Source organism: Bacillus daqingensis (assembly GCF_042654445.1).
In the GTDB taxonomy this organism is placed as follows: domain Bacteria; phylum Bacillota; class Bacilli; order Bacillales; family Salisediminibacteriaceae; genus Alkalicoccus; species Alkalicoccus luteus.
Map to the genome: position 1 here is coordinate 359,789 of NZ_JBHSGK010000021.1, position 24,293 is coordinate 384,081.

Here is a 24,293-nt window from a genome sequence, read left to right on the forward strand (position 1 = left end):
TCTTTCACATGCATGTACGCTAATGCGCACCTACCCTATCTTAGCACAGATGAAGCCGCTCAGAAATCTTTTCCACTGCCGCATGACGTCATGCAGCTCCTCTCAAGCAGCTGCAAAACGCCGCCTCTGTCAGACAGAGACGGCGTAAGCAATACTTAACGGCTTCCTTTTGTATATGGCTGATTCAATGCTTTCGGCGGCTCTGCTTTGCCGACAAATCCAGCGAGAGCAAAAATCGTCAGTACGTACGGCAGGATCAGGAAGTAAACCTGCGGAATGTTTTGGAATCCCGGCAGCTGTTGTGCTGATGTACTAAGCGCCATCGCAAATCCAAAGAAAATGGCTGCCCCCATGGCACCAAATGGGGTCCATTTTCCAAATATAAGGGCTGCAAGTGCCATAAAGCCCTGACCGACAATCGTACCTGCCGCAAAGTTCCCTGCGATCGTAACCGCATAGACAGCACCGCCTGCACCGGCGAATGCACCACTGAGCATAACGCCGATATAGCGCATACGCAGCACTTTAATTCCCATCGTATCAGCTGCCATCGGATGTTCACCAACTGCGCGCAGCCGGAGACCAAACGGTGTTTTGAATACGACGTACCACACTAAAACGACAATCAATAGTGCAATGTACGTTGTTAAATAAACGCGTGAGAAAAGCATTGGTCCGAGAATTGGAATATCACTCAAAATAGGGATGTTCGTTCGAAAAATTCGCGCACTGATCGTATCGGTTTGACCGCGGTCGAATACTTCTCGCACGATAAAAACAGTTAGACCAAGTGCCAGAAAGTTCAGTGCAACACCGGAAACGATCTGATCCGCCCGAAACGAAATCGAGGCTACTGCATGAAATAGAGAGAAGATCGCACCAATGACGATCGCAAAGCCAATCCCCATCCAGGGAGAAAGGTTCCCAAAGCCCATGCCTTCAAAGATGAGTGTTCCCATAATCCCGCCGAAGGCCCCCATGACCATCAGACCTTCCAGGCCGATATTGACGACCCCGGAACGCTCACTGAACAAGCCGCCCATAGCTGTCAGCATCAGGGGAGTAGCTGCAATCAGCGATGCAGGCACAATAATGTATAGTATTTGCAGTATCACATCCATTTACTTATCCCCCTTCCGGCTAGCGAGGCGCCCGAGTCCCCAGCGGATGATATAGCTGGATGCTACGAAGAAAATGATCAGGGCGATAATAATTTCAACCAGCTCAGGTGCAACGCCTGCCCGCGACTGCATCATATTCGCTCCCTGCTGCAGACCGCCAAACAGGAATGCAGCGAGGAAGATCCCGACAGACGTACTTGCTCCGAGAAGGGCGACGGCAATCCCATCAAAACCGATATTCGTAAATGCCGGCAGAATGTTGGCGTACTGATACGTTCCAAGTCCTACCATGGCACCGCCTGCTCCGGCAAACGCACCGGACACAGACATGGAGAGAATAATATTCGCGTTTACGTTCATTCCTGCATAAAGCGAGGCATTTTTGTTATAGCCGACAGAACGCAGCTCGAAGCCTTTTTTCGTTTTCCATAAAATAAACCACATAAGTACACATGCTGCTGCGGCAATAAAGAAGCCCCAATGCAGCCTGGAAAACTGAGTCAGTTCGGAAAGAAATCCTGATTCAAGTGAAGCGGTACTGTTAATAAACCCGGTCCGCTGACCGCTGTCCAGCAAGTACGTACGTATCAATGAATTCGTCACATGCATCGCAATATAGTTCATCATAATCGTGACAATTACCTCGTGGACCTGAAAGCGGGCTTTTAAATAACCCGGAACAAATCCCCAAAGAGCTCCTGCTACTGCACCTGCTGCGATAGCGAGCGGAAGGTGGATAATCATCGGCGCTTCAATTGCAAGACCGACGTAGACGGAGGTAAACCAGCCTACAATCAGCTGTCCTTCTACCCCGATATTAAGTAATCCTGTGCGAAAAGCGAAGGCAACAGCCAGCCCGGAAAAAATAAGCGGCGTCATTCGCTGAAGGGTTTCCCCAAAGTCATAAGGCTCTCCAACAATTCCGGCAATCAGTGCACTGTAACCTTCAATCGGGTTATTCCCACTGAAGAGCATAATGACTGCCCCCGCCGCAAAACCAAAGAAGATGGCAATGAGCGGGATCAGAATGTTGAATCCTCTTCCCTGCATAAAGTTTTTCATGTGGCTGGCTCACCTGCTTCCTTCGAACCGCCTGCCATCAGCAGACCTAGTTCTTGTTCCGTCGTTTCATCGGAGTTCACTATTGCGACAATTTCCCCTTCATAAATAACGGCAATTTTATCACTGACGTTCATGACTTCTTCCAGTTCCAGGGAGACAAGCAGAACTGCCCGTCCTTTATCCCGTTCTTCGATCAGCTTCCGGTGGATGAACTCAATGGCTCCAACATCCAAACCTCGTGTAGGCTGTGCTGCAACGAGAAGATTCGGGGAACGGTCTACTTCCCTTGCGATAATTGCTTTCTGCTGATTCCCGCCTGACAGCGCACGTGCCTGCGTTTTTTCCGACGGCGTACGAACGTCGTATTCCTCAATCAGCGATTTTGCTTTTTCATACATCAGGTTGTAGTTCAGTACGCCTGTGTTTGTAAACGGCTTCTGATAATATGTTTGCAGCAGTACGTTTTCCCCGATTGTAAAATCAAGTACAAGCCCGTGCTTATGACGGTCCTGCGGAATATGTCCGATTCCCGTTTCGGTCACCTTACGAGGTTTCAAAGACGTTGTATCCGTTCCGGAAATGGAAATAGTTCCGCTCTTTGCCTTGCGAAGTCCGGTGATTGCTTCCACAAGTTCGGTCTGACCGTTCCCGTCAACCCCAGCAAGACCAATAATTTCCCCTTCACGTACTTGCAGGTTCAGCTTATTGACGACATCAACACCTCGTGAATCTTCAACAACGAGATCTTTCACGTCCAGTACAAGTTCTTTCGGCTCAGCCGGTCCTTTTTCCACCTGGAAGCTGACTTCTCTTCCGACCATCATCTCTGCCAGACTGCTCTCTGTTGCTCCCTCCACCTCTACGGTGCCGACGCCTACTCCGCGGCGAATAACCGTACAGCGGTCACATACCTGCAAAATCTCCTTCAGTTTATGAGTGATGAGGATAATCGATTTTCCTTCTTTGATCAGGTTGTTCATAATTTGAATCAGTTCTTTAATTTCCTGCGGGGTAAGTGCAGCTGTCGGCTCATCAAAGATGAGAATCTCAGCGCCCCGGTAAAGTGTTTTTAAGATCTCCGCACGCTGCTGCATGCCAACTGAAATATCCTCAATTTTTGCACGGGGATCTACGCGCAGGCCGTAACGGTCAGAAATTTCCTGCACGTCTTTTTCCGCTTTTTTTAAGTTAATCGTACCGCGGGAGGTCGGTTCACTGCCCAAAATAATGTTTTCTGTGACGGAAAAATTCTGCACGAGCATAAAGTGCTGATGCACCATGCCGATCCCGAGGTCGTTGGCTACGTTCGGATCCGTGATGTTCACCTTCTCACCACGAACCTTAATTTCTCCTCGTTCGGGCTGATACAAGCCGAACAAGACGTTCATAAGCGTTGATTTCCCGGCACCATTTTCTCCAAGAAGGGCATGAATTTCGCCTTGTTTGACCTGCAGCGTGATATTGTCATTCGCTACGATGCCCGGAAACTCTTTGCGGATATTATTCATTTCGATTACGTATTCCACTATTAACAACTCCCTGTGTAGTGCAGTTAAAAGATGACAGCTGGAAGCATGAACCGCTTCAGCAGAAGTCCCGGTGTTACTTGTCTAATCCTGTCGAAACTTGTCATTTAAACCGGCAAATGGGTATAAACAAAGGCTAGTACAAGACTAGCCTCTGTTTGCCGGGTGAAATTGACATTCAAACCGGATGTGCCGGGTCAGTATTTAGAGAGAGTCCATGAACTCCTCATACTCTTCATCTGTCTGTGGAACTTCAATTTCTCCGTCTGTGATCATCTGCTCGTATTCTTCAACAGCTTCGATTGCATCATCAGAAACGTTGTCCTGAGTTTCAGCAATACCTACACCATCATCCTCAAGACCGAATTCAAGCGTTTCTCCGCCTGGGAAGTTGCCGTTCATCGTATCTTCAGAGACTGTATATACTGCCTGGTCTACACGCTTAACCATAGAAGAAAGAATGACGTTTCCTTCGTCCCATCCGCCTTCTGTCAGCGCCTGATCCTGGTCAACCCCGATAGCCCAGACAGTTTCGCCGCTCTGGTTACGGTCAATTGCTTCTGTGAATAGGCCGTTTCCTGTTCCGCCGGCAGCGTGATAGATAATGTCAGCACCATTGGAATACATTGTGTCGGCAATGTTTTGGCCTGTTGAAGCATCGTTAAAGTCTTGAGCGTACTGTACGGCAATTTCAATATCAGAGTCAACGTAGCTTACGCCAGCTTTAAATCCATTTTCGAATTTTTTGATGAGCGGGCTTTCTACGCCGCCGATAAATCCAACTTCATCTGTTTCTGTATGCATCGCTGCAATAACACCTACTAGGAAAGAGCCTTCGTGCTCTGCAAACGTGATACTAGCAAGGTTATCAAGCGGATTGCCATCATCATCTGTAACCACTTCATCAACGATTGCAAAATTCTGATCCGGGTTTTGCTCGGCCACCGTACGAACGTCGTCAGCCATCAGGAATCCGATTGCAAACGAAAGATCTGTCCCTTCACGTGCCAGCTGCTGCAAGTTTGGCAGGTAGTCCGCCGCATCTCCAGACTGGATATAATCTACATCAGCTTCCGGAAAGTCTTCGCCAAATTCAGTCAGACCTGCCCAGGCAGATTCGTTGAATGAACGATCATCAACCCCGCCGACATCTGTAACCATTTTGGAAGAGAAGCCTTCGCCGCCTTCGCCTGCAGCTTCGTTTCCGCCGTCTTCCTCGCCTTCATTGCCAGCGTTTTCGTCAGCGTCATTTTCCTCAGCAGCATTGCCAGCATTTTCGTTTCCATCATTTACCGGAGTGGTGTTTTCATTGTTGTCCCCGTCTCCGCAAGCCGCTAGCAGAACTCCTGCAGTCAGCACAGATGAAAGCAGCATCGTTGTACTCTTTTTCATGTCGAGCATCCCCCTAGAATAATGTATTATTTCAGTTTTTATCCCTTAAAAATAGAGAAAGATAAAAACTCTGAAACCATTATGCCACATTATGTCTCAAAATATAATCTTAAAAACGCTTCCAACTAAGAAAAAAATCACATGTTTGATGTCTGACCTCTTACCATGACATACGACATGCGTTGACAGCGTTTTCTTAAGTGCCTTCAATATACCACCTTTTACGCAACAAATAAATAGATTTTAAACAAAATTTCATATTTACTTGAAAAGAATTAACTATTCTGCTAATTCACTCATCTTGGTTCATTCGACATCTTCTCTACCGATTATGTCCGTGTTCAGAATGAACCTATGTACATGCATCCACTCTTGCAAGTGTGCCGCTTTTTTGTTTTTGTTTGAAAAGGTCTTTCTATTTCACAGATTTATGCGATTCTTTCACCGAGCCCCCTTTTTTTCAAGCATTTACACTGATACACTATGGAAACAATCTATTGGGAGGGGAATTTCTTGCAGACTGCATTGCTGTGCAATCAGGATCGTGATGATCGGAAGCTGATTGCGGATGTACTCGTGGAAAATGATGTGCAAGTGGTGGAAACGGACTCTTCAGAGCAGGTTCTGGCTTATGTTGAGCAGCTGGAACCTGAAATGGTCATTCTCGATATTATTATGGCGTCAGGAGATGGGATCTCTCTGCTGAAGCAGCTGCAGCGTATGCCGGGCAGTCCGTGCATCGTGTTAAAGTCGTCCTGTCATACAAGAGGACACCTGCGAAAAGCGCTTCAGCTCGGTGCTGATGCTGTGCTGCCTAAACCTGTTACTGCCGAGCAGGTCCGGCAGCTTGCGAACGTTGCCGACCGCCGTGCCATGTACCGGCGCTTTCCGGTGGATAGACAGCTTCAACATTAATGATTATTCTTTCGAACCGAACACCAAAAAGGCCGTCTCAATCAAATGATTGAGACGGCCTTTTCGTTAGGCGCTGCAGCTGCATTACGATGTCGTGCTGCCTGCGTATTTCTGCCTGGAGCGAATGACAGCCGCTGTTAAAAGCACAGCCATCACTCCCGCTGATGCTTTCCCGATCAGCATCGGGATGGTCATTTCCGGCTCCAGTGCCGCCGTAAAGCCGAGGTGCCCCCCCAGCAGAAATGCCCCGCTCACACTGAAAGCGACATTCATCAGTTTCGCTTCTCTGTCCAGCGTATGAAGCTTTTTGTAAACAGGTATACTGTGAGCGAGCTGTGTGAGAAACCCGATCCAGCCATCGGCGCTGATCCCCCCTTTTCGGGCTGACAGCTTGTCGTGAAGCGTTCGCTTTAAAAAATGCACAAGCGGAAAAGCGCCCGCCAGTGCAAGCACGATCAAGCCTACAATTTCCATCGATTCGCGGAAAGGAGTGAGGCCCGGCATAATCACGACGCCGGTAAGCTCCTGTACGATCAGGATAAAAATGACGACTGTAATAAAAGCCATGATCAGCCTTCCACCCGTGATGAAGAGCTTGACTATAGACGAGCCGGCCCAATAAAGTCCAGCAACCATGCCCATAACCAGTACCGCAGCAGGGATGAGCTGCTGCAGCACGAACATAGCCGGCATTCCTGCTGCAAGACCAGCAAGAAAAGCACCGGCAGGAACAGGAATCAGCCCCAGCATAATTCCTTCTGCGAACACCGTATGATCTTCTTTATGTATCAGCCCAAGTGCAACAGGCACCGTAAACACGAAAACCGGTCCGAGCATCGTTGCCAAAATAATACCGGAAAGCAGTGCAGCCTCCCTCGTTTCCGCGAGTTCCAAGGCGAGCGGGTACCCTCCCATATCCACTGCCAGCAGCATGCCGGGAAACATACCAGGATCGGCCCCGATTAATGTAAAGACCGGAATGAGGATGGGGCGAAGAAGTTCTGCCAGCAGCGGAGCTACTGAGATCATTCCTACCATGACAAAGGCGAGAGGCCCCATCGTGCGGAACCCCTCGTCAAAAGCTTCTCCGTAGCCTTTTTTATTTCCTCTGATTTTGTCTGCCGCACCGGCTGCTGCGGCAAGCACAAGTATCCAGATAACAAATTGGTTTAACAGCATCTGTCCTGCTCCTTCTGCTTCGTTGCTGCCAGGTCCTCAGCTTTCCCTTCTGCTCCTCATAAAGGTAAGGACAGCCGGGTCTATTTTATCATCATCCTGCCAGCGTTCCTCAAAATTCTCCTGCATAAAATAGGCTTCAAGTGCTGCTTTCACTTCATCTGTATAAGCAGCCGCTTTCTGATTAAGCAAGTTTTCGCGCACTAAATGCTCCTGCACTTCCTCCAATACTTCTCCATCCAGCTCCAGCAGATCGTTTTCATCAGGTCTGGTAAAGTAAAGCTGGTGAAGCTCGTACAAACGTCTCAGCTCAGCAAGCGGCTCTTTATGATCATCAACACGCAAATCATATTTTCGATCATTATAGCCGCCGTACCCGCCTTCCCGCTGCACGATAAACAGTGCGGCAGACTGCTTGCCCCTTGAATCTCCGCCGGCTGCTTGAGCGGCATCCAGTGCAGCGAGCAGCCGCTCCGCTATCGGTCCCTCCGAAGATTCGAACGACGCTACCATCTGTTCAACGGTTTCTTTATTTTTCAGGATGTTTCCCTGAGCGGTGCAGTAGCGCCCTTCACGGTGACCGGCCCAGTCAAAGCATTCGCTCCCGGTATATGCCGCTGTCCGCCCATTTTGATCCATAATAGCAAACTGCCTTAAAGCGGCATCTTTATCATCTGCTATCAGCTTTTCCACAACTTCCGCTGCTGAAAACCCTTCCTTCAAGAGCTGCAGGCCGTCCGGTCCAAACCCGGTGTTTGCAAACGACTGCGTTGCGACGGCCCCTGTTCCAGCCTCAGCCCAGGGGACCACGGCGCCAACACCAAGAAATTTGGACTGCACGGCTATTCCTGTTTCGCCTGTCTCTGGATCAAATCCGATAATCGAATATGTAGCAACTTTCGGTATGCTCATCAATTGGGACCCTCCTCTTTTCATCCATGATAAGCTTCCTTTCTTTCCTGGTCAATCAGAGAGTGACTCAGGTTTAGCATCCGCACTGGCTGGGAAGAACCTTTGATAGGTCCCATTACAGGAACCGGAAGATTACGCAAAGGAGGCACTACCCATGCGAGTACTAGTTATTGGAGCAAACGGCCAGATTGGCCGGCACGTGGTACGGATGCTCGGTTTGAGCCCGGAGCATGAAGTAAACGCAATGATTCGAAAAGAAGAGCAGCGAAAAGATATGGAAGAGCTTGGCGCTGATCACGTAACGATCGGTGATCTTGAACAGGATTTTTCCCACGCTTATAACGGAATGGATGCTGTGATTTTCACGGCAGGCTCCGGAGGTCACACCAGCAAAGAACAAACAGACGTTATCGACCGCAAAGCTGCTCAGCAGGCAGTAGATGAAGCAAAGAAATCCGATGTAACCCGCTTTGTGATGATCAGTTCGATTATGGCTGACGAAGCGGAGAACGCTCCAGACAACATAAAACATTACATGAAGGCAAAACTGGCAGCCGATGAGCATCTGATCGAAAGCGGACTGGTTTATACCATCATCCGTCCGGGGCCTCTCACGAATGATGCTGCACGCGGTACAATCCACGCTGTGAGCAAGCTTGATAACTACGATGGTTCTATCCCGAGAGAAGATGTTGCTGCTACGGCGGTTAATTCCTTGACGCTGAAAGAAACCGAAAACGTCATTTTTGAAATGATGACTGGCGATGTACCGGTCGGAGAAGCATTAAAAAATTTAAAATAGTTTGCACGTCCCGCCCCTCCGGATTATACTGATGACAGGCAGTATGACTGGAGGGGTGTTTTTATGGCTTTCCTTGACTCGTTAAGCAATGACAAAAAGCTGGAATATGGAATCGTTGCTGCGCTGCTGCTTATTTCGGTGGCAGTCGGTATTTTCGTCGGTATGAATGAAGAGTGGTTTCTCCGCCGTAACTTCACGGCAGGATATATGGCAGGCTCTTTAATGTCCGCAGTACTTCTGTTTGGTATTTACCGGACAATTGCTTTCTTCGTAAACCTGGCCCGCGGGCAGAAGACGAAACCTGAAGACGAATAACCTGCACAAGCAAAAAAAGAGCGGCCCTCTGCGGAGAGCCGCTCTTTTTTTGTTTCGTTGACTGCATCGTTATGCACTTATAAACGTCCGTTCGCTTTCTCAGAGGACGTTACGTTTCACCCATCCCCTGCCGCAGCCTTCTCCACGTAATTGGACCGGCTATCCCGTCTGTTACTATAGACTGGTCCTGCTGAAACTGTTTGACAGCCGCCTCTGTTTCTCTTCCAAACCAGCCATCTGCTCCAAATGCCGGCAGTGAATACCCGGCTCTCATCAGCTTCTCTTGAAGCCTTATGACTGCTTCTCCTCTTGCACCATACCGCACGATCTCCATTCCCTTCAGCTCCCGTCTTAGCTCAGAGACGGAGAACCCAGGACATTGCGTATGCTGACGCGGAAGCTCCCGATGTCCGCGAACATCGGTTCCGGCAATACTCCACTTCTGCTGGAGGAATCGAACCAGTTTTTTCAACTGCTCCTTCTGCTGAGCGGTGAACGCCCCGTTGCCAGTCAGGCAGATTCCGATATTTCCCGTATTATGGCCAGCTACGTGATAGCTGCGGATCGTTTCATCATGGCACTGGATAATCTCTCCGGACCTTTCGATCACAAAATGATAGCCGATCCCTGGCCACCCTAATGTTTCCACATGATAGCGGGCAAATGCAGCTGCACTGCCGCCTGCAGTTCCGCTGTGATGAATGGTTATCCGCTTTGGCGCGTGCCCGCTGCTGTACGATCGTTCAGAATGCGTTGCAAGTTTCGGTTGTGTCATTCTCAAAAAATCCCCTCCTCATCTGCATGTACATATTCCTGCAGAAAAAGGAGGGGATTCTGATCAGCCTTCAGCTTCCATCAAATCATTTATTTCATTTTTGTATAAATCCGATTTCCCGCCGAAGACGGCTTGAATATTCTTATTGTACTTCATCACACCTGCTGCGCCGAGAGCTTTAAGCTCTGCTTCGTCGATTTTCTCCGGTTCCTTAACGGTAACCCGGAGTCTCGTAAAGCAGGCATCGACGTGATCGATATTCGTTTCTCCGCCAAGCGCTTCAAGAATAGAGGCAGCTGTTTTCTGATACTCTTTTTCGCCGCTCTGCTTCTTCTCATTGAAGTCTTTACGCGTATAAAGCTTCGCTTCAGAACCGCCCCGGCCAGGGGTCGCAATGTCCCATTTTTTAATGACGTAAGAGAACAGGAAGTAGTAAACGAAAAAGAAGACGATTCCCATTACGATGTTCATCCACCAGTTGTTCGTGCCAGGCAATATATTGACTAGTACATAATCAATCAGTCCGGATCCTCCAGCCCAGCCGAGATTCACATCAAGCATGTATGCCACCGCAAAACTGACGCCTGCCAGGAGCGCATGAATCACAAACAGGACGGGAGCCACGAACAAGAATGTAAATTCGATTGGCTCGGTGATGCCCGTCAGAAACGCGGTACCAGCTGCTGCGATCAGCATCCCTTTCACGACTGGCTGGTTTTTCTTGTCAGCACAACGGTACATCGCCAGTGCCGCACCGAGCAGCCCGAACATGATAACAGGGAATTTGCCTGCCATAAAACGACCTGCTGTTACATCGACACCTTCTGCTACTTGGGCCAGGAAGATATATTGATCACCTGAAACAAGCTGACCGCCGACTTCCTGGGTTCCTCCAAGTCCGGACCACAAAAATGGCGCATACCAGATGTGGTGAAGTCCTGTTGGAATAAGTACCCGTTCTAAAAAGCCGTACAGCCCAATGTACAATGGATTGGTCGCATCGGAAGCAATAACATTAGCTGTTGCATCAATCACCGATTGAATTGGCGGCCAGATCGCCATCATGATAAATGCAAGTCCGATCGAAACAAACACCATAACAATTCCTACTGATCTGTCCCCCGCAAAAAATCCGAGTACTTCCGGCGGCTGAAACCGCTTAAATTTTGAGTGCACCCAAACGGCCGTCAGCCCGACTACAATCCCGCCGAGCACCCCGGTTTCCAGCGTAGGGATCCCTACTGCCATGCCATATTCACCAGATTGTTCCGCCATCTCCGGCGTAATCCCCAGCACGAGTGAAATCGTATTATTCATGATGACATATCCAAGCAAAGCTGCCAGAGCTGCTATCCCTGATCCTCCTGAAAGACCGATTGCAACTCCGAGAGCAAAGATGATCGGCAGATTTTCAAAAATACTAAGCCCGATCGTATTCATACCCGCACCAGCTGCCTGTACAGCATCTGCCTGCAGGAAGGTCAGCGTGTCAGCAAGCGGGCCCGTGAGAGCCGCTCCGATTCCAAGCAGAATGCCTGCTGCCGGAAGCAGGGCCACCGGCACCATAAGCGATTTGCCAAATTTTTGTAATCCTGCAAAACTGAACATTCAGGATCCTCCTTTTTTTAATCCTTGCACTGGAGCTTATAAAAGTTCCGGCCAATACCCCTGATTCGCTTCGATCAAATCGTCCAGAATATTCCGCGCAGTCGGTGTATCAACAACTGTCCGGTTCAGTGTTAAGGCCTGCAGCAGTCTGTTGTAGCTCTTTTCATAATAGGCGTCGACGACGAGCTGCTCAAAAGCGAGCTGTCCTTCCATTAATCCTTTATAAAAACGCGGGATTTCTCCAACCGCCATTGGCTTCGGTCCATCGCTCGTGAGCAACGCAGGTACTTCCACCATGGCATCTGCAGGCATATTGGAAATAATGCCATTATTCTCTGTTATCACAATAAACGTGTCACGGTTGTTATAGGCGAGAGAAGCAGCGACCCGGATCATGTAACATCCGTGAATATCAACCTCGAGGTCCGCGTTCGCTGTCGTATTATCTGCAATCAGCTGGTCCGCCAGTTCATGCACGCGCTTTTCTCTGCCGTTTATGACTTGCCGGGCTCTCGTATTCGTCACATCGTCCTTTGACGCCATATCGGACGGATACAGGTAATACTGCAAGTACGTATTAGGCAGATACTCTGGAAAATCGTTCAGCATAATCTCCACCTGTTTAAATGTCTTAATCCAGGACGGATCATTTACGATTTCTGAGTCTTCCGGCAGGAAACCGTCCTCTGTAATTGCACGTTTAATATCGTCTGTAAGGCGGTTGCCTTCTTTATCATAAATGTCTGTAAACCAGCCAAAGTGATTGAGTCCAAAATACTCCGGTACGAGATCCCAAATTTCTTTTCCAAGAATTTTGGCGTAGCTGACCATAATCGCAGCCGGCATATCGCAGATATTCAGCAGCTTCTTATCATCCGGAAATTCTCTTCGAAGTGCTTCTGCCACAATCGCCGCCGGGTTCGTATAGTTCAGCACCCAGGCCTCCGGTGCATAGGAACGGATATCCCGAACGAGATCAATCATGTCTCCGATGGAACGAAGGCCATATGCCATCCCGCCTGGTCCGCATGTCTCCTGCCCGACAACGCCATGCTTAAGCGGAATCTGCTCATCCAACTCTCTCATCTTTAAGCCGCCTGTACGAATCTGGACGAAAACAAAATCTGCCTGTTCAAATGCTTCTTTTTTATCTGTAGTCCAGCTGAAGGATTCCAGCTCAGGATACTTATCTTGCAAAATCACTTGCGCAGCGCGGGCATTTTTCTCCTGACGTGCTTCGTCTGTATCGTAAAAGATAATGGACTGCAGCGGAAAATGCTCCTTTTCCTCAATCAAGCTCATAATCATTCCCAGTGTGTAAGTGCTTCCCGCACCTGCTACAACGAGACGTTGTTTTTTCATTTAAATCTACCTCCGTTTATTTGTATTTCATTTGTATTATTTTATTTAATACAAATATAATACAATATAGACGGGACGTCAACCTTTGCTATAAAATTGTCTATACATGACATATACACGTAAAACGACAACTTGTCAGAGTAAGCTGGAAACGGAGGTTTTTGCTATATGCGAGGTACATCCCCTCTCTACAAACAAATTGCTGCTCGCATGAAAGAGGAAATTACAAAAGGTGTATGGAAGCAGGGAGATGCTATTCCTACCGAAGCCAAGCTGTCGGAGCGGTTCGGCGCCAGCAGAGTGACTATCCGGCAAGCTATTAAGCAGCTCGTTCAGGAGGAGCTGCTGTATAAAGTGCAGGGAAGCGGTACGTATGTAACAGAAAATAAATTTGAACATAATATATACGCCCTTCAAGGTTTTACGGAGGAAATGGAGGCGTTAAATAAAACAACCTGGAACAAAGTTCTTCAGTTTTCTGTTACCGAGCCTGACAGCCGCATTCGTCAGATTCTCGGTTTAGAGGAAGGTGAACAGGTTTACTACATTCGCAGACAGCGCTGGGTCGATGATAAGCCGCTCGTTGTGGAGGATACCTATATGCCGCTGTCCCTCTTCCCCGAGCTATCTTATGAAACGATGAAAGGCTCAAAATATGCTTACGTTGAACAGGTTAAGAAGCTTCGCATTAAGGAGAGCTTCCAGGAAGTGATTCCGATCCTTCCCGACCAGTCAATACGTGAACTGCTGCAAATGAAGGAACATATTCCGATTATTAAAGTACATTTATTCTCACGTCTTTATGATGAAACTGTTTTTGAATATACGGAGATTCACTTTAAAAGTGATGAATACAAATTTACAATAATGGCAGGACGGTCATAAGCGAACCGTACCTGCTCTTTCTTTATCGACACGAAAAAGAAGACTGGTTAACAAAATCCGAGCGAATCAGCTTCGTATTTGCTAAGACTCTGTTTCATGCGCCTTTAGTCAATCGCGTCATTTTCACTCATGAAATCATAAAGCAGAATCATGTGCGAAAACCTGTATCGCTGTTTTTCCTTTCTTTTATCAGCTGGACATTCAGCACGAAGGTCCAGCTGATTTCAGAAACCGCCTAGTAAAGTTGAAACCATACTCTCAACCGTCCTAATGAAAAGTCACCGCTTTCACCTATAAATCATTCATAATCCAGCTTCCGCTTCTTGCAAATTTGCAGTGATTTATTGTATAGTTGGTAATTGTGCGTGAACGGTCTCTCAAGGAGGGAACGTTGTTTTTATTAAACGGATTAGGGTATATACCATTATGACTAGAGAGGAGAGGTGAGAGAGTTGAAAAAGCTCACAATCGTTTTTTGGGTTGCTTTAGCTATACTATTAGTATTCGTTGTACTCGGTGTCGCCATTCCCGAAGCATTTGAAGCCCGAAGCGGGGCACTTCGAGGTCTGATCTCCGACAACCTCGGCTGGTACTATTTGCTTGCTGTTACGGGATTCGTTTTAGTTTGTGCCTTTATCATCGTCAGTCCATACGGAAAAATTAAACTTGGTAAGCCGGATGATAAACCGGATTACAATTACTTAACCTGGTTCGCTATGCTCTTTAGTGCAGGCATGGGGATCGGCCTCGTGTTCTGGGGAGCGGCAGAACCTATTTCGCACTTTATGGTGGATGCACCAACAGCAGAAACCGGATCGGATTCTGCCATTCTTGAATCTATGCGCTACTCCTTTTTCCATTGGGGTGTTCATGCCTGGGGTATCTATGCAGTGGTAGCGATGGCACTTGCCTACTTTAAGTTCAGAAAAAATGCGCCAGGTTTGATCAGTGCTACACTGGAACCGGTGATGGGGAAATATTCAAGAGGCCCTGTAGGCCATACAGTAGACATTATTGCTGTAACCGCGACAGTCGTCGGGGTGGCGGGCACACTCGGTTTTGGTGCAGTGCAGATTAACGGCGGTCTCGCCTTTTTGCTCGGTATCGATACGAATTTCACGGCGCAATTTCTAATTATTATCGCCGTTACCGTCCTATTTATGATTTCGGCTTACACAGGATTGAATCGGGGGATCAAGATTCTCTCAAACGTAAATATGATTCTTGCATTTACGCTCTTTTTCTTCCTTTTCATTTTCGGACCAACATTGTTCAACTTAAATTTGTTCACGAATACCATCGGCACGTATATTCAGCAGCTGCCGAGCATGAGCTTCCGAATTTCGCCTTTTGATGAAGATGAGAGAGCCTGGATTGACGGCTGGACAATCTTCTACTGGGCATGGTGGATATCCTGGGCACCATTTGTTGGATCCTTTATAGCCCGCGTATCGAAAGGTCGAACGCTTCGGGAATTCGTTTTAGGTGTTCTGCTTGTTCCTTCTGTAGTCGGCTTTCTATGGTTTTCAATTTTTGGCGGATCTGCCATCTTCCTTGAAACGAATGGAGTCGCTGCTATTTCTGAGCTTGCAACAGAAGAAGCCCTCTTCGGGGTTCTTGATAATTATCCACTCGGTGCAGTGATGTCTGTGATCGCAATAACGCTGATCGCAACCTTCTTCATTACTTCTGCAGACTCCGGAACGTTCATTCTCGGTATGCAGACAACGAATGGTTCCCTCACACCGCCTAAATCGGTGAAGCTGGTCTGGGGTCTGATGCTTTCAATTACTGCATCTATTCTGCTATTCACAGGTGGACTGCAGGCATTGGAGAACGCGATGATTATTGCAGCGCTTCCGTTCTCGATTATTATGATCTTAATGGCTTTCTCTCTGATTAAAGCATTGCAAATCGAGCGCAAAGCACTCGATGCAGAAGCCGCGAAAAGACGTCAATAACACACGTAAGCCCGTCCGGTTGATAGGACGGGCTTTTTTTTGCGCGTATAATCGCAATTGATGCTCTTTAAGGCCTTTGCCTTGCGTGCATGATAAAGACTGCTGAAAAAAAACGTCAGCAGTCCATTCGGGTAGTCTGTTTCGATTTAGATTCTGGATGTTCCTACACCCTATCGGATAAACCGAATACTCTCCGGCGGCCAGAATGCCATGTTAGCCCTTCCTACGATTTCCTCCATAGGGACATATCCGATCTGACGGCTGTCGATACTGTTCTGCCGATTGTCGCCCAGTACGAAGACATGCCCATCCGGGACAGTCTGCTCATCTGTCAGATCCTCCAGCTGAAAATCGTCGGTAAAGTAATCAGAACCGTTTTCCGTGCGCGACTCTTCCAAAAACTCTTCCTCAACCGGTTCGCCATTGACATAGAGTGTATCGGCTTCATAGTATAAATCATCTCCAGGCAACCCGATAATCCGTTTAATATAGTCCGACTCTTCGTCTGCATGAAAAATAATTAAATCAAACCGCTCCGGCTCCATAAAATCATAGCCGATTTTATTCACAATAATACGCTCTCCATCCCGGATCGTCGGCATCATCGACTGACCGTAAACAATATAGTTTGTAAACATGAATTCACGTACGATAAAGGAAAAGACAGCTACAATTAAAACTGCCTGTAAAATACTCCAGGAAAGCCGGAGCCAGAACGGCTTTTCGTACATGCCGTTTATTTGTTTTTTTCGTTTAAACATGTTCATCTACCTCCACGTATCGCCCTGTACCTCTACTTTTTAATTGCCCGTTCCGCCCGGAACTAAACTGGTATTATTTTGGTCGCTCTTGAACAGTTCTTTCCATCTTCTGCAAATCAGTGTAAACTGAATACAGCAGATATGTGCACGATATACAGGAGGACCACTATGATTCGGACGGGACTGGGCTTTACTGCTGTAGCTGCTCTCGCTGCAGCCTTTACTTTTCTCTCAGGAGAACTGCTTAAACAGATTCCTGAAACCCCAACTATTCACGAAGTACTGGATGAAGAAATTCAATTTGATGCTGCTGCGATGACATTAAACAGCCGGATCATGGACCGGCACGGCGTTCTAGTTTCAGATGTATACAGCGGAGAGAATCGTATCTTCACGCCTCTGCATGAAATGCCTGAAGTAGCAGCTAACATGTTTTTAGCAGTAGAAGACCGGAATTTTTATGAACACCGCGGTTTTGACGGGAATGGCATTGCCCGAGCCTTGATGGTTAATCTTCAAGCTCAGGAAATTGATCAGGGCGGGAGTACAATCACGCAGCAGGTAGCAAGAAACCTGTATTTAACGCACGAGCAGACTTACGAGCGAAAGCTGTCTGAAATTCTGTATGCCTATCAAATGGAACGGGAAATGTCGAAGGAGGACATTTTAGAGCTGTACATGAACTCTATTTACTTTGCGAATGGTGTTTACGGATTTGAGTCCGCCAGCCAGTTTTATTTCAGCCGGCCTTCCTCAGAGCTTTCTCTTGCGGAGATTACCTTCTTGGGCGCCATTCCGAATTCCCCCTCCCGTTTTGATCCGCTTGTCAATTCGGAAGCGACAATGGAACGGCAGGAAGTTATGCTTGAACGGATGGTCTCAGCAGGCATCCTTTCGGAGAGTCAGCTCTCTGAGGCACTGGATGAACAGATCGTCCTCGATTTAAGCGAGCGGACAGATGACTTTCCGGATTATGTTTCGTATGTTCATCACGAATTTGAAGAGCTGCTGATCGATCAGGAAAACCTCGACAGGGAGGCTGCTTCTGAACGAGCTCAGGAGCTGCTGCAGCAGGGTGTTATCATTGAAACGGCGCTCGATCCGACAATTCAGAATGCCGTAACGGAAGTAATAAACGACCGGTTCAGCACTTCTGATATTCAAGCAGCAGCGTCTGTCATTGATCATGAAACAAATGAAATCACAGCGATCACCGGCGGCACAGCTTATCAGAAATTTGATTTTCACAGGGGCTGGCAAGCCTCCCGTTCTCCAGGTTCGACAATCAAACCGCTGCTGTCATTTGGACCTTACATGGATGAAACCGGTGAAAACAAAGCAGGAAGCTATATTGATTCAGGGCCATTCTCCAAAAATGACTATCGTCCCCGAAATTTCGGCGGAGCAGAGTACGGAGTAGTCACATTGGAACAGGCGTTTAAACAGTCTCACAATACTGCCGCCGTTAGAATGCTGGATAAAATATCTCCGGAAACGGGATTCTCTTATTTGCGCAAGTTTGATTTCCCAACGCTTAAAGAGGAGGATATCCGGCTGCCAGCTGCACTTGGAGGCTTTTCAGAGGGCATGAGTGTGAACGATATGACGCGTGCCTATACCGTGTTTCAACAAAAAGGAGAGTATCGAACGCCAAGAGCCATCCGGCAGGTAACCACACTGAATGGAGATGTTATCGTTGAAGGAGAAAGTGCTTCGATCAGAGTATATTCAGAGGAAACGGCGGATACAATTCGGGGAATGATGAAACGAACTGTGGAAAGCGGTACGGGTACGGCTGCGCACTATGATACTGCCGGCTATCTTGGCGGTAAAACAGGCACGTCGGATGAGTATCATGACCTTTGGTTTATTGGATCTAATGACTGGTACACAACCGGGATTTGGATAGGACGCGACCAGCCGCAGTCACTGGAAAGCCAGTCAAGAGATCAGGTGCATACGAGACTGTGGAGAAACATCATGCAAGAGTTGCCGACGGCTCCTTAATCCCGTTAAAGCGCAATAATAAAAGAGAGCTGTCCTTTTCGGGACGGCTCTCTTTTCAGTATATCAGCTGTTGGGTGTTTACAGCGCTTCTACTCAGCTTTACTGCCTGCGGGGTACCAGTTGCCGCTGACTCACCTGCAGAAGCTCTAGGAGCCTGTCACGCGATCTCCTGACTGCTGCACTATACAGGCAAGCTCGAAATTACAGCGCTGTAAAGCCGCAGCAGCAAAAAGCCAATCGCTGATACAAAGACAAGCCAAAACAACAAATGGAAAAACATAAGCCCAATAAGCGGCCCTACGCGAACATGAGGGCTGACCCGGTACACAAAAAAGATAAAATAGCTGAAGCATGCTGCTGCAAAAACACCAGCAAGCAGCCGGATATCGAGAACCGCTGGCAGCGCAAGAATACCACCGATAAGAAAGATCCAAGACCCGCCTCTAAGCACACGAATATCGACGCCTTCTTCTTCCTTAGAAAAGAACAGCAAAGATAATTCATTCACCGTATCAGCTATCAATTTTAAAGCGGCAAACAGCATGAAAAAGAATATCCACAGCACACCGACTAGTACGAGAACAATGCCTTGTTCAGAAAAAAACTCTACCATTCCGGAATACAAGCCGATCTCCTGCAAGTATCCGGTGACAAGACGTTCGGTATACACGGCAAACGCGAGGCTGAAAAACAAAATAGAAATAAGGGGAAAGTGACTCGTTATGTAAAAATTCTTCATGTAACAGGCTCCATTTCAACGGCATTTATCTTTTCAAGTATAGCAGAAAAAAATGGCAAAACCTATGTTCTCCGTAAAGAACACAGGTTTTGCCTGTTCTTTTTTTATAAATGATGCGGGACATGGTACTCATATATTTTGTTGCTCTGTGTTGGACTTTTATCCAAATTCTCTCTTCTAGGCTTATGCGCTTTTTTAAAAGCATCGCTATTGATCCAGTTATTATAGTCTTCTTTCGTTTCCCATTTTGTTAGTACGACTGGATAATTTAAATCTTCATCTGGCTGTAAAAACATAAAATCCAGACAGCCTGGCACTTCCTTCATTTTTTCTGCGCTTTCTGAGAATCGTGCAGCAACGTTCTCCCGGCCTTCCGGAGGAACATGGAGCTCGTTCATTACGACGTACACAGTGCAACACCCTCTCTACTCAAGATACTTTTCATTATAGCGTTTGTCTTCAAACATGAAAAGCTGTCTGCATCCTTGCTTTTTTTCCACTGCGAAACGTGGTATATTCATTAGTAGAGATCAAAAAGGGAGGCACTCATCTTATGGATTTATTTCTTATTCTCGCAATCTGTGTCGCGTTCGTGATGTCCATTTTTACTGCCGGCTACAATGCAAAATCAAACAAAAACTGATTCGTACATCTTCATCAAGCTGGTACGGCTATACAAAACGCTTCCGGAGCATCATCTCCGGAAGCGTTTTTTACATCTGCTTTGTTTACAGCGCAGCATGTTATTTAGGCGGCACCGCTGCTTCGTCCGCTGCCGGTTCAAGCAGCGAGACAAAGTCTTGTTGGCGCATTGCCTCGTAAACAAGTACAGCAGCGGTATTAGACAGGTTTAACGACCTGACGTTAGTGGTTTGCGGGATGACAAGGCAACGCCCGTTAAAATGGTCAAGCACCTCTGGAGGAAGTCCTTTCGTTTCCTTGCCAAACACAAAGAAATAATCCCGATCTGCTCTTGAGAAATCTTTCTCCGTATAACTAACTGCTCCTGTTGTCTCGATCGCATAAAACTCGCCGTCCGGATATGCCTCCATCAGTTCATCAAGATTGTCGTGATGGTGGACAGAGACTTTTGGCCAATAGTCACATCCTGCCCGCTTCAACATTCTGTCATCAGTAGAGAATCCAAGCGGATGAATTAAATGCAGATGGGCATTTGTTCCAGCACATGTTCTCGCAATATTTCCCGTATTAGCAGGTATTTCTGGTTCGTGTAATACGACGTGTACACTCATGCTTACAGCTTCCTTTCTTAACTTTGCACGCGGTCAAGCGCTTCTACAAACTCAATTACATCAGATTCAGACACATTCTGTCCGATTACCTGATAGTAGGACAAGCCCTCTGCCGGAGTTTGGAATAAATCAAACTGTCGGACAAACGTATATTGCACCCGCTCCTCCGGATTTGACAAACTCGTCCACTCTCCAACATAGTCATGAATTGCAAGCGGCATTCCATCCGCCGGGCTATTCAAGTCTCCAGCCCAATTACCATCATTTAAATAATCTCTCAGCTCTACTGGATCCAGTCCTTGGATCTGCTGGTCCTGTATAAGTTCCACCGTCCCCTTTTCCGCATGTTCGTAGATAGATACAATTAAATTGTCGTCTTCCACAACTTGTTGAAGCTCCCAGTCCTCATTGAGCTGGACCGGTTTTAAGACGCTTACATTCGTTCCAGCGTCCGCTTCGTCAAGCGCGGATTCGTCACCGGCGCAGGCGGACAAGATAAACAGCATGCATATCCCTATCCATATCTTTTTCATTCAACTCACCGTTTCCTAATTCGACTTTGCATAAACTGTTTCATGGTGCAGCTTTTCAGCTGATTCAATCGATAAAAGCCGTTTTTTCCATTCAAGCCCGCCTCCGTATCCGACGAGAGCTCCATTAGCTCCAATAACCCGGTGGCACGGAATCACAATCGGAAGCGGATTCCGATTGTTCGCTCCGCCAACCGCCCGAACAGCTTTTGGCGAGCCGGTCATTTCGGCTACCTCTTTATAAGACCTGGTTTCTCCATAGGGAATAGCAGCGAGCTGCTTCCACACAGCTTGTTGAAACGGTGTACCGATAAGCTTAAGAGGCACTGTAAACTGTTTCCGCTGCGACTGAAAATAGTCACGAAGTTCTGTCTCAAGCTGATCCAGCAGCGGAGTACTCCCCTGCTTGAAGTCGAGTTGGGAATCACGATAAAGCTGCTTCAGCCGTAAGGGTACGTTCTCAGCTGAATCAAAGTGAATGAGTGTCACGGCCCCTTCTTCAGCAGCTGCACTTAGTGTCATTCCCTCAACAGCCATCTCACGATAAATGATCATATGTCGTTCCCTCCTCAGCTGTTACAGTTAATTGGTACGAAACAAGATCTTTTTCATTTCATCGGCTGCTTCCTCATCCGGTTCAGCAACATAGGCAGCATGAATCCGGGTCAGCGTCTGCGGGTCGCTGCATATTTCAGCAGCAGCCCAGGCCGCGGTTGCCCGAATCACGGGCCGCGGGTCCTGTTCCATACGATCAAGCACTGCTGGAAGGGAAGCTTTTTCTTTATACACCCCCAGCGCAATCAGTGCATTACGCTGAATCGGCTTCTTCCCCCTCCATGAACCGGCCATCTGGCCATACGTATGTTTAAATTCTTTGTTTGACATAGTTAAAAGCGGTTCGAGCCTCGGTTTTACCTTCTCAGGATCCGGTTCAAGCTCAGAATGACGATGCTCGTCTATTCCTTTGTTTTCTGGACATACAGTTTGACACGTATCGCATCCGTACAGGCGGTTGCCGATTTTTTTTCGAAACGGTTCGGCAACCATGCCCTTTGTTTGTGTAAGAAACGCAATGCACTTCTGCGAATCCAACTGGCCCCCTTGGACAAGGGCACCAGTCGGGCATGCATCAATGCACTTTGTGCAGCTGCCGCACTGTTCTTCAAGCGGCATATCTTCTTCAATGGATACGGTCGTGATCAATTCGCCCAGATAAACGTAGGAACCCAGGTCGGGTGTAATAACTGCACAATTTTTCCCGGTCCAACCTATACCAGCCCGCTCTGCAACAGCTCTGTCTGAAAGTTCTCCAGTATCAACCATGCTTCTGCTTCTCGAGCCAGGAGCTTCCTGCTCTAAAAACGCTTCAATCTGGGTCAGCTTACGCCGAAGCACATGATGATAATCTTCACCCCAGCTAGCCCGGCAGAACAGCCCTCGGCGATCTCCTTTTACTGACTTGGGAGCATTCTTCATCTTCGAAGGATAGGCGATCGCTATACTGATAATGGTTTTAGCCTGAGGAAGAAGCAGCTCAGGAGTTGTCCGTTCCTCTATCGATCCGTATTCAAAGCCCGATGCATATCCCAATGCCTGCTGAGTGCGCAGCCGCTCCTTCAACGTAACAAATGGGTCAGCGGGAGCAAATCCGATACGGTCAATGCCAATCGTTTTACTGAAGGCGGTTATTTTTTCTTTTAACGTCATGATGTATCCACCTTTTCCTGCAAAACCAGACCATGTTTTCTCTAAGAAGTCTACTATTCAGAGCGAACATTGTCAAATTTTATGTAAACACAAAAAAAGCAGCCTACGCTGCTGTATGAGTAATTCTGGTACCGGAGGCCGGACTTGAACCGGCACGCCCAGAGGGCATCGCATTTTGAGTGCGACGTGTCTGCCATTCCACCACTCCGGCTTACGAAATATAGTTGGTGCCGAGGGCCGGACTCGAACCGGCACGGTAATTACTTACCGCAGGATTTTAAGTCCTGTGTGTCTGCCAATTCCACCACCCCGGCACTGTAAAACAGAACTATGTAAGAAAATGGAGGCGACAACCGGATTCGAACCGGTGATGGAGGTTTTGCAGACCTCTGCCTTACCACTTGGCTATGCCGCCTCATTACTGGAGCGGGAAACGGGATTCGAACCCGCGACCCCCACCTTGGCAAGGTGGTGCTCTACCACTGAGCTATTCCCGCAAATGTGATTAAAAAAATGGCAGGGCTAGCAGGATTCGAACCTGCGAATCACGGAATCAAAATCCGATGCCTTACCGCTTGGCTATAGCCCTAAAATTTAATATGGGGCGGCTGATGGGAATCGAACCCACGAATGCCGGAATCACAATCCGGTGCGTTAACCACTTCGCCACAACCGCCGCAGTTAGAAGTGTTTCATGGTGGAGGGGGAGAGATTCGAACTCCCGAACCCGAAGGAGCGGATTTACAGTCCGCCGCGTTTGGCCAACTTCGCTACCCCTCCAAATGAAAATGGTGCTGGCCAGAGGACTTGAACCCCCAACCTACTGATTACAAGTCAGTTGCTCTACCAATTGAGCTAGGCCAGCATAAAAGTGGTGGCTCGGGACGGAATCGAACCGCCGACACACGGATTTTCAGTCCGTTGCTCTACCGACTGAGCTACCGAGCCACTATGTAAATTGGTTGCGGGGGATGGATTTGAACCATCGACCTTTGGGTTATGAGCCCAACGAGCTACCAGACTGCTCCACCCCGCGGCAATATAAAAAGTATGGTGGAGGATGACAGGCTCGAACTGCCGACCCCCTGCTTGTAAGGCAGGTGCTCTCCCAACTGAGCTAATCCTCCAAAAACAGACAATTTGTCTGATTGAGATAAATAAGTATGGTGACCCGTACGGGATTCGAACCCGTGTTACCGCCGTGAAAGGGCGGTGTCTTAACCACTTGACCAACGGGCCATCTGGCGGAGAGCGAGGGATTCGAACCCTCGGTACGGGTTAAAACCGCACACACGATTTCCAATCGTGCTCCTTCGACCTCTCGGACAGCTCTCCTTGTATGGCTCCACAGGTAGGATTCGAACCTACGACCCATCGGTTAACAGCCGATTGCTCTACCACTGAGCTACTGTGGACTATGGATACATGAGCGTACCCGCTCAAAACCGGATAACGCGAAAACGAATCGTGTGTCTTGGTCGCTC

The 24,293-nt window shown here is 47.9% G+C and carries 22 protein-coding genes and 14 tRNA genes; 6 read left to right on the forward strand and 30 right to left on the reverse strand.

Annotated elements, in window-relative coordinates:
* Positions 1 to 155: 155 nt before the first annotated feature.
* The 4 genes from ACFO4L_RS17335 to ACFO4L_RS17350 all read right to left on the reverse strand — a co-directional run bounded on the left by ACFO4L_RS17335 (position 156) and on the right by ACFO4L_RS17350 (position 5,101).
* Complete coding sequence (locus tag ACFO4L_RS17335) at positions 156 to 1,121, reverse strand: ABC transporter permease (protein WP_377910922.1); 966 nt, start codon at positions 1,119 to 1,121, stop codon at positions 156 to 158.
* A complete protein-coding gene (locus ACFO4L_RS17340) occupies positions 1,122 to 2,171 on the reverse strand; it encodes an ABC transporter permease (protein ID WP_377910960.1) in 1,050 nt (349 codons plus the stop codon).
* An 8-nt stretch (positions 2,172 to 2,179) separates the two neighbouring features.
* Positions 2,180 to 3,709 carry an ABC transporter ATP-binding protein gene (locus ACFO4L_RS17345; RefSeq protein WP_377910923.1) on the reverse strand — a complete coding sequence of 510 codons (1,530 nt, stop codon included), beginning with the start codon at positions 3,707 to 3,709 and terminating at the stop codon, positions 2,180 to 2,182.
* A gap of 204 nt (positions 3,710 to 3,913) precedes the next feature.
* Entirely contained in the window at positions 3,914 to 5,101 is a 1,188-nt protein-coding gene (locus tag ACFO4L_RS17350; RefSeq protein WP_377910924.1) for a BMP family lipoprotein, read from the reverse strand.
* A gap of 513 nt (positions 5,102 to 5,614) precedes the next feature.
* Here ACFO4L_RS17350 and ACFO4L_RS17355 point away from each other — a divergent pair.
* Positions 5,615 to 6,016: a response regulator gene (locus tag ACFO4L_RS17355; RefSeq protein WP_377910925.1), complete on the forward strand. Its 402-nt coding sequence runs from the start codon at positions 5,615 to 5,617 to the stop codon at positions 6,014 to 6,016.
* A gap of 84 nt (positions 6,017 to 6,100) precedes the next feature.
* Here ACFO4L_RS17355 and ACFO4L_RS17360 read toward each other — a convergent pair whose 3' ends face one another.
* Positions 6,101 to 7,195: an ethanolamine utilization protein EutH gene (locus tag ACFO4L_RS17360; protein ID WP_377910926.1), complete on the reverse strand. Its 1,095-nt coding sequence runs from the start codon at positions 7,193 to 7,195 to the stop codon at positions 6,101 to 6,103.
* A 36-nt stretch (positions 7,196 to 7,231) separates the two neighbouring features.
* Entirely contained in the window at positions 7,232 to 8,104 is an 873-nt protein-coding gene (locus ACFO4L_RS17365) for a DUF1028 domain-containing protein (protein WP_377910927.1), read from the reverse strand.
* Positions 8,105 to 8,258: 154 nt separating this feature from the next.
* Between ACFO4L_RS17365 and ACFO4L_RS17370 the strand changes: the two genes are divergently transcribed.
* Both ACFO4L_RS17370 and ACFO4L_RS17375 read left to right on the forward strand, forming a co-directional pair.
* Positions 8,259 to 8,906, forward strand: a complete 648-nt coding sequence (locus tag ACFO4L_RS17370) for an SDR family oxidoreductase (RefSeq protein ID WP_377910928.1) — start codon at positions 8,259 to 8,261, stop codon at positions 8,904 to 8,906.
* 63 nt (positions 8,907 to 8,969) lie between these two features.
* Positions 8,970 to 9,221, forward strand: coding sequence for a hypothetical protein (locus ACFO4L_RS17375; protein ID WP_377910929.1), 252 nt, complete (start codon positions 8,970 to 8,972; stop codon positions 9,219 to 9,221).
* 109 nt (positions 9,222 to 9,330) lie between these two features.
* On the opposite strand, the gene ACFO4L_RS17380 is transcribed toward ACFO4L_RS17375, so the two are convergent.
* The 3 genes from ACFO4L_RS17380 to ACFO4L_RS17390 form a co-directional block, all read right to left on the reverse strand.
* Positions 9,331 to 9,996, reverse strand: coding sequence for a peptidoglycan recognition protein family protein (locus tag ACFO4L_RS17380; RefSeq protein WP_377910961.1), 666 nt, complete (start codon positions 9,994 to 9,996; stop codon positions 9,331 to 9,333).
* A 63-nt stretch (positions 9,997 to 10,059) separates the two neighbouring features.
* Positions 10,060 to 11,604, reverse strand: coding sequence for a PTS transporter subunit EIIC (locus ACFO4L_RS17385; RefSeq protein WP_377910931.1), 1,545 nt, complete (start codon positions 11,602 to 11,604; stop codon positions 10,060 to 10,062).
* Positions 11,605 to 11,640: 36 nt separating this feature from the next.
* Complete coding sequence (locus ACFO4L_RS17390; protein WP_377910932.1) at positions 11,641 to 12,966, reverse strand: 6-phospho-alpha-glucosidase; 1,326 nt, start codon at positions 12,964 to 12,966, stop codon at positions 11,641 to 11,643.
* A gap of 168 nt (positions 12,967 to 13,134) precedes the next feature.
* Here ACFO4L_RS17390 and ACFO4L_RS17395 point away from each other — a divergent pair, with 168 nt between their 5' ends.
* Together ACFO4L_RS17395 and ACFO4L_RS17400 are read left to right on the forward strand one after the other, a co-directional pair.
* A complete protein-coding gene (locus ACFO4L_RS17395; protein WP_377910934.1) occupies positions 13,135 to 13,851 on the forward strand; it encodes a GntR family transcriptional regulator in 717 nt (238 codons plus the stop codon).
* Between the two features lie 452 nt (positions 13,852 to 14,303).
* Positions 14,304 to 15,812 carry a glycine betaine uptake BCCT transporter gene (locus tag ACFO4L_RS17400; protein ID WP_377910935.1) on the forward strand — a complete coding sequence of 503 codons (1,509 nt, stop codon included), beginning with the start codon at positions 14,304 to 14,306 and terminating at the stop codon, positions 15,810 to 15,812.
* A gap of 170 nt (positions 15,813 to 15,982) precedes the next feature.
* Here the strand turns inward: ACFO4L_RS17400 and lepB are convergent, their stop codons facing one another.
* Positions 15,983 to 16,573, reverse strand: coding sequence for a signal peptidase I (lepB, locus tag ACFO4L_RS17405; RefSeq protein ID WP_377910936.1), 591 nt, complete (start codon positions 16,571 to 16,573; stop codon positions 15,983 to 15,985).
* Positions 16,574 to 16,741: 168 nt separating this feature from the next.
* On the opposite strand from lepB, the gene ACFO4L_RS17410 reads away from it, so the two are divergent.
* Complete coding sequence (locus ACFO4L_RS17410; RefSeq protein WP_377910937.1) at positions 16,742 to 18,580, forward strand: transglycosylase domain-containing protein; 1,839 nt, start codon at positions 16,742 to 16,744, stop codon at positions 18,578 to 18,580.
* A gap of 181 nt (positions 18,581 to 18,761) precedes the next feature.
* Here ACFO4L_RS17410 and ACFO4L_RS17415 read toward each other — a convergent pair whose 3' ends face one another.
* The 20 genes from ACFO4L_RS17415 to ACFO4L_RS17510 all read right to left on the reverse strand — a co-directional run bounded on the left by ACFO4L_RS17415 (position 18,762) and on the right by ACFO4L_RS17510 (position 24,224).
* Positions 18,762 to 19,319, reverse strand: a complete 558-nt coding sequence (locus ACFO4L_RS17415; RefSeq protein ID WP_377910939.1) for a DUF5366 family protein — start codon at positions 19,317 to 19,319, stop codon at positions 18,762 to 18,764.
* Between the two features lie 104 nt (positions 19,320 to 19,423).
* Positions 19,424 to 19,729, reverse strand: coding sequence for an antibiotic biosynthesis monooxygenase family protein (locus ACFO4L_RS17420; RefSeq protein ID WP_377910940.1), 306 nt, complete (start codon positions 19,727 to 19,729; stop codon positions 19,424 to 19,426).
* A gap of 333 nt (positions 19,730 to 20,062) precedes the next feature.
* On the reverse strand, positions 20,063 to 20,572 hold the full coding sequence (trmL, locus tag ACFO4L_RS17425; protein ID WP_377910941.1) for a tRNA (uridine(34)/cytosine(34)/5-carboxymethylaminomethyluridine(34)-2'-O)-methyltransferase TrmL: 510 nt from the start codon (positions 20,570 to 20,572) through the stop codon (positions 20,063 to 20,065).
* A 17-nt stretch (positions 20,573 to 20,589) separates the two neighbouring features.
* Entirely contained in the window at positions 20,590 to 21,105 is a 516-nt protein-coding gene (locus ACFO4L_RS17430) for a hypothetical protein (RefSeq protein ID WP_377910942.1), read from the reverse strand.
* 15 nt (positions 21,106 to 21,120) lie between these two features.
* A complete protein-coding gene (locus ACFO4L_RS17435) occupies positions 21,121 to 21,657 on the reverse strand; it encodes a methylated-DNA--[protein]-cysteine S-methyltransferase (RefSeq protein ID WP_377910943.1) in 537 nt (178 codons plus the stop codon).
* A gap of 27 nt (positions 21,658 to 21,684) precedes the next feature.
* A complete protein-coding gene (gene queG / locus ACFO4L_RS17440) occupies positions 21,685 to 22,809 on the reverse strand; it encodes a tRNA epoxyqueuosine(34) reductase QueG (RefSeq protein ID WP_377910944.1) in 1,125 nt (374 codons plus the stop codon).
* A 126-nt stretch (positions 22,810 to 22,935) separates the two neighbouring features.
* Positions 22,936 to 23,020: transfer RNA gene (locus ACFO4L_RS17445), tRNA-Leu, on the reverse strand.
* 14 nt (positions 23,021 to 23,034) lie between these two features.
* A tRNA-Leu gene (locus ACFO4L_RS17450) sits at positions 23,035 to 23,123 on the reverse strand.
* Between the two features lie 27 nt (positions 23,124 to 23,150).
* Positions 23,151 to 23,224: transfer RNA gene (locus tag ACFO4L_RS17455), tRNA-Cys, on the reverse strand.
* A 7-nt stretch (positions 23,225 to 23,231) separates the two neighbouring features.
* A tRNA-Gly gene (locus tag ACFO4L_RS17460) sits at positions 23,232 to 23,306 on the reverse strand.
* A 17-nt stretch (positions 23,307 to 23,323) separates the two neighbouring features.
* Positions 23,324 to 23,398, reverse strand: a tRNA-Gln gene (locus ACFO4L_RS17465).
* A gap of 11 nt (positions 23,399 to 23,409) precedes the next feature.
* A tRNA-His gene (locus ACFO4L_RS17470) sits at positions 23,410 to 23,485 on the reverse strand.
* A 19-nt stretch (positions 23,486 to 23,504) separates the two neighbouring features.
* Positions 23,505 to 23,589, reverse strand: a tRNA-Tyr gene (locus tag ACFO4L_RS17475).
* Positions 23,590 to 23,598: 9 nt separating this feature from the next.
* Positions 23,599 to 23,674, reverse strand: a tRNA-Thr gene (locus ACFO4L_RS17480).
* 7 nt (positions 23,675 to 23,681) lie between these two features.
* A tRNA-Phe gene (locus tag ACFO4L_RS17485) sits at positions 23,682 to 23,757 on the reverse strand.
* 11 nt (positions 23,758 to 23,768) lie between these two features.
* Positions 23,769 to 23,845 (reverse strand) — tRNA-Met (locus ACFO4L_RS17490).
* A 15-nt stretch (positions 23,846 to 23,860) separates the two neighbouring features.
* A tRNA-Val gene (locus ACFO4L_RS17495) sits at positions 23,861 to 23,936 on the reverse strand.
* 37 nt (positions 23,937 to 23,973) lie between these two features.
* A tRNA-Glu gene (locus ACFO4L_RS17500) sits at positions 23,974 to 24,048 on the reverse strand.
* Positions 24,049 to 24,051: 3 nt separating this feature from the next.
* Positions 24,052 to 24,144 (reverse strand) — tRNA-Ser (locus ACFO4L_RS17505).
* A 5-nt stretch (positions 24,145 to 24,149) separates the two neighbouring features.
* Positions 24,150 to 24,224, reverse strand: a tRNA-Asn gene (locus ACFO4L_RS17510).
* Between the last annotated feature and the right edge of the window lie 69 nt (positions 24,225 to 24,293).

Bases quoted from the DNA above. Each gene is read 5' to 3' on its own strand.
- ACFO4L_RS17335 (WP_377910922.1), bottom strand. From the start codon at position 1,121: ATGGATGTGATACTGCAAATACTATACATTATTGTGCCTGCATCGCTG.
- ACFO4L_RS17340 (WP_377910960.1), bottom strand. From the start codon at position 2,171: ATGCAGGGAAGAGGATTCAACATTCTGATCCCGCTCATTGCCATCTTC.
- ACFO4L_RS17350 (WP_377910924.1), bottom strand. From the start codon at position 5,101: ATGAAAAAGAGTACAACGATGCTGCTTTCATCTGTGCTGACTGCAGGA.
- ACFO4L_RS17360 (WP_377910926.1), bottom strand. From the start codon at position 7,195: ATGCTGTTAAACCAATTTGTTATCTGGATACTTGTGCTTGCCGCAGCA.
- ACFO4L_RS17365 (WP_377910927.1), bottom strand. From the start codon at position 8,104: ATGAGCATACCGAAAGTTGCTACATATTCGATTATCGGATTTGATCCA.
- ACFO4L_RS17370 (WP_377910928.1), top strand. From the start codon at position 8,259: ATGCGAGTACTAGTTATTGGAGCAAACGGCCAGATTGGCCGGCACGTG.
- ACFO4L_RS17375 (WP_377910929.1), top strand. From the start codon at position 8,970: ATGGCTTTCCTTGACTCGTTAAGCAATGACAAAAAGCTGGAATATGGA.
- ACFO4L_RS17380 (WP_377910961.1), bottom strand. From the start codon at position 9,996: ATGACACAACCGAAACTTGCAACGCATTCTGAACGATCGTACAGCAGC.
- ACFO4L_RS17385 (WP_377910931.1), bottom strand. From the start codon at position 11,604: ATGTTCAGTTTTGCAGGATTACAAAAATTTGGCAAATCGCTTATGGTG.
- ACFO4L_RS17390 (WP_377910932.1), bottom strand. From the start codon at position 12,966: ATGAAAAAACAACGTCTCGTTGTAGCAGGTGCGGGAAGCACTTACACA.
- ACFO4L_RS17395 (WP_377910934.1), top strand. From the start codon at position 13,135: ATGCGAGGTACATCCCCTCTCTACAAACAAATTGCTGCTCGCATGAAA.
- lepB (WP_377910936.1), bottom strand. From the start codon at position 16,573: ATGTTTAAACGAAAAAAACAAATAAACGGCATGTACGAAAAGCCGTTC.
- ACFO4L_RS17410 (WP_377910937.1), top strand. From the start codon at position 16,742: ATGATTCGGACGGGACTGGGCTTTACTGCTGTAGCTGCTCTCGCTGCA.
- ACFO4L_RS17415 (WP_377910939.1), bottom strand. From the start codon at position 19,319: ATGAAGAATTTTTACATAACGAGTCACTTTCCCCTTATTTCTATTTTG.
- trmL (WP_377910941.1), bottom strand. From the start codon at position 20,572: ATGAGTGTACACGTCGTATTACACGAACCAGAAATACCTGCTAATACG.
- ACFO4L_RS17430 (WP_377910942.1), bottom strand. From the start codon at position 21,105: ATGAAAAAGATATGGATAGGGATATGCATGCTGTTTATCTTGTCCGCC.
- ACFO4L_RS17435 (WP_377910943.1), bottom strand. From the start codon at position 21,657: ATGATCATTTATCGTGAGATGGCTGTTGAGGGAATGACACTAAGTGCA.
- queG (WP_377910944.1), bottom strand. From the start codon at position 22,809: ATGACGTTAAAAGAAAAAATAACCGCCTTCAGTAAAACGATTGGCATT.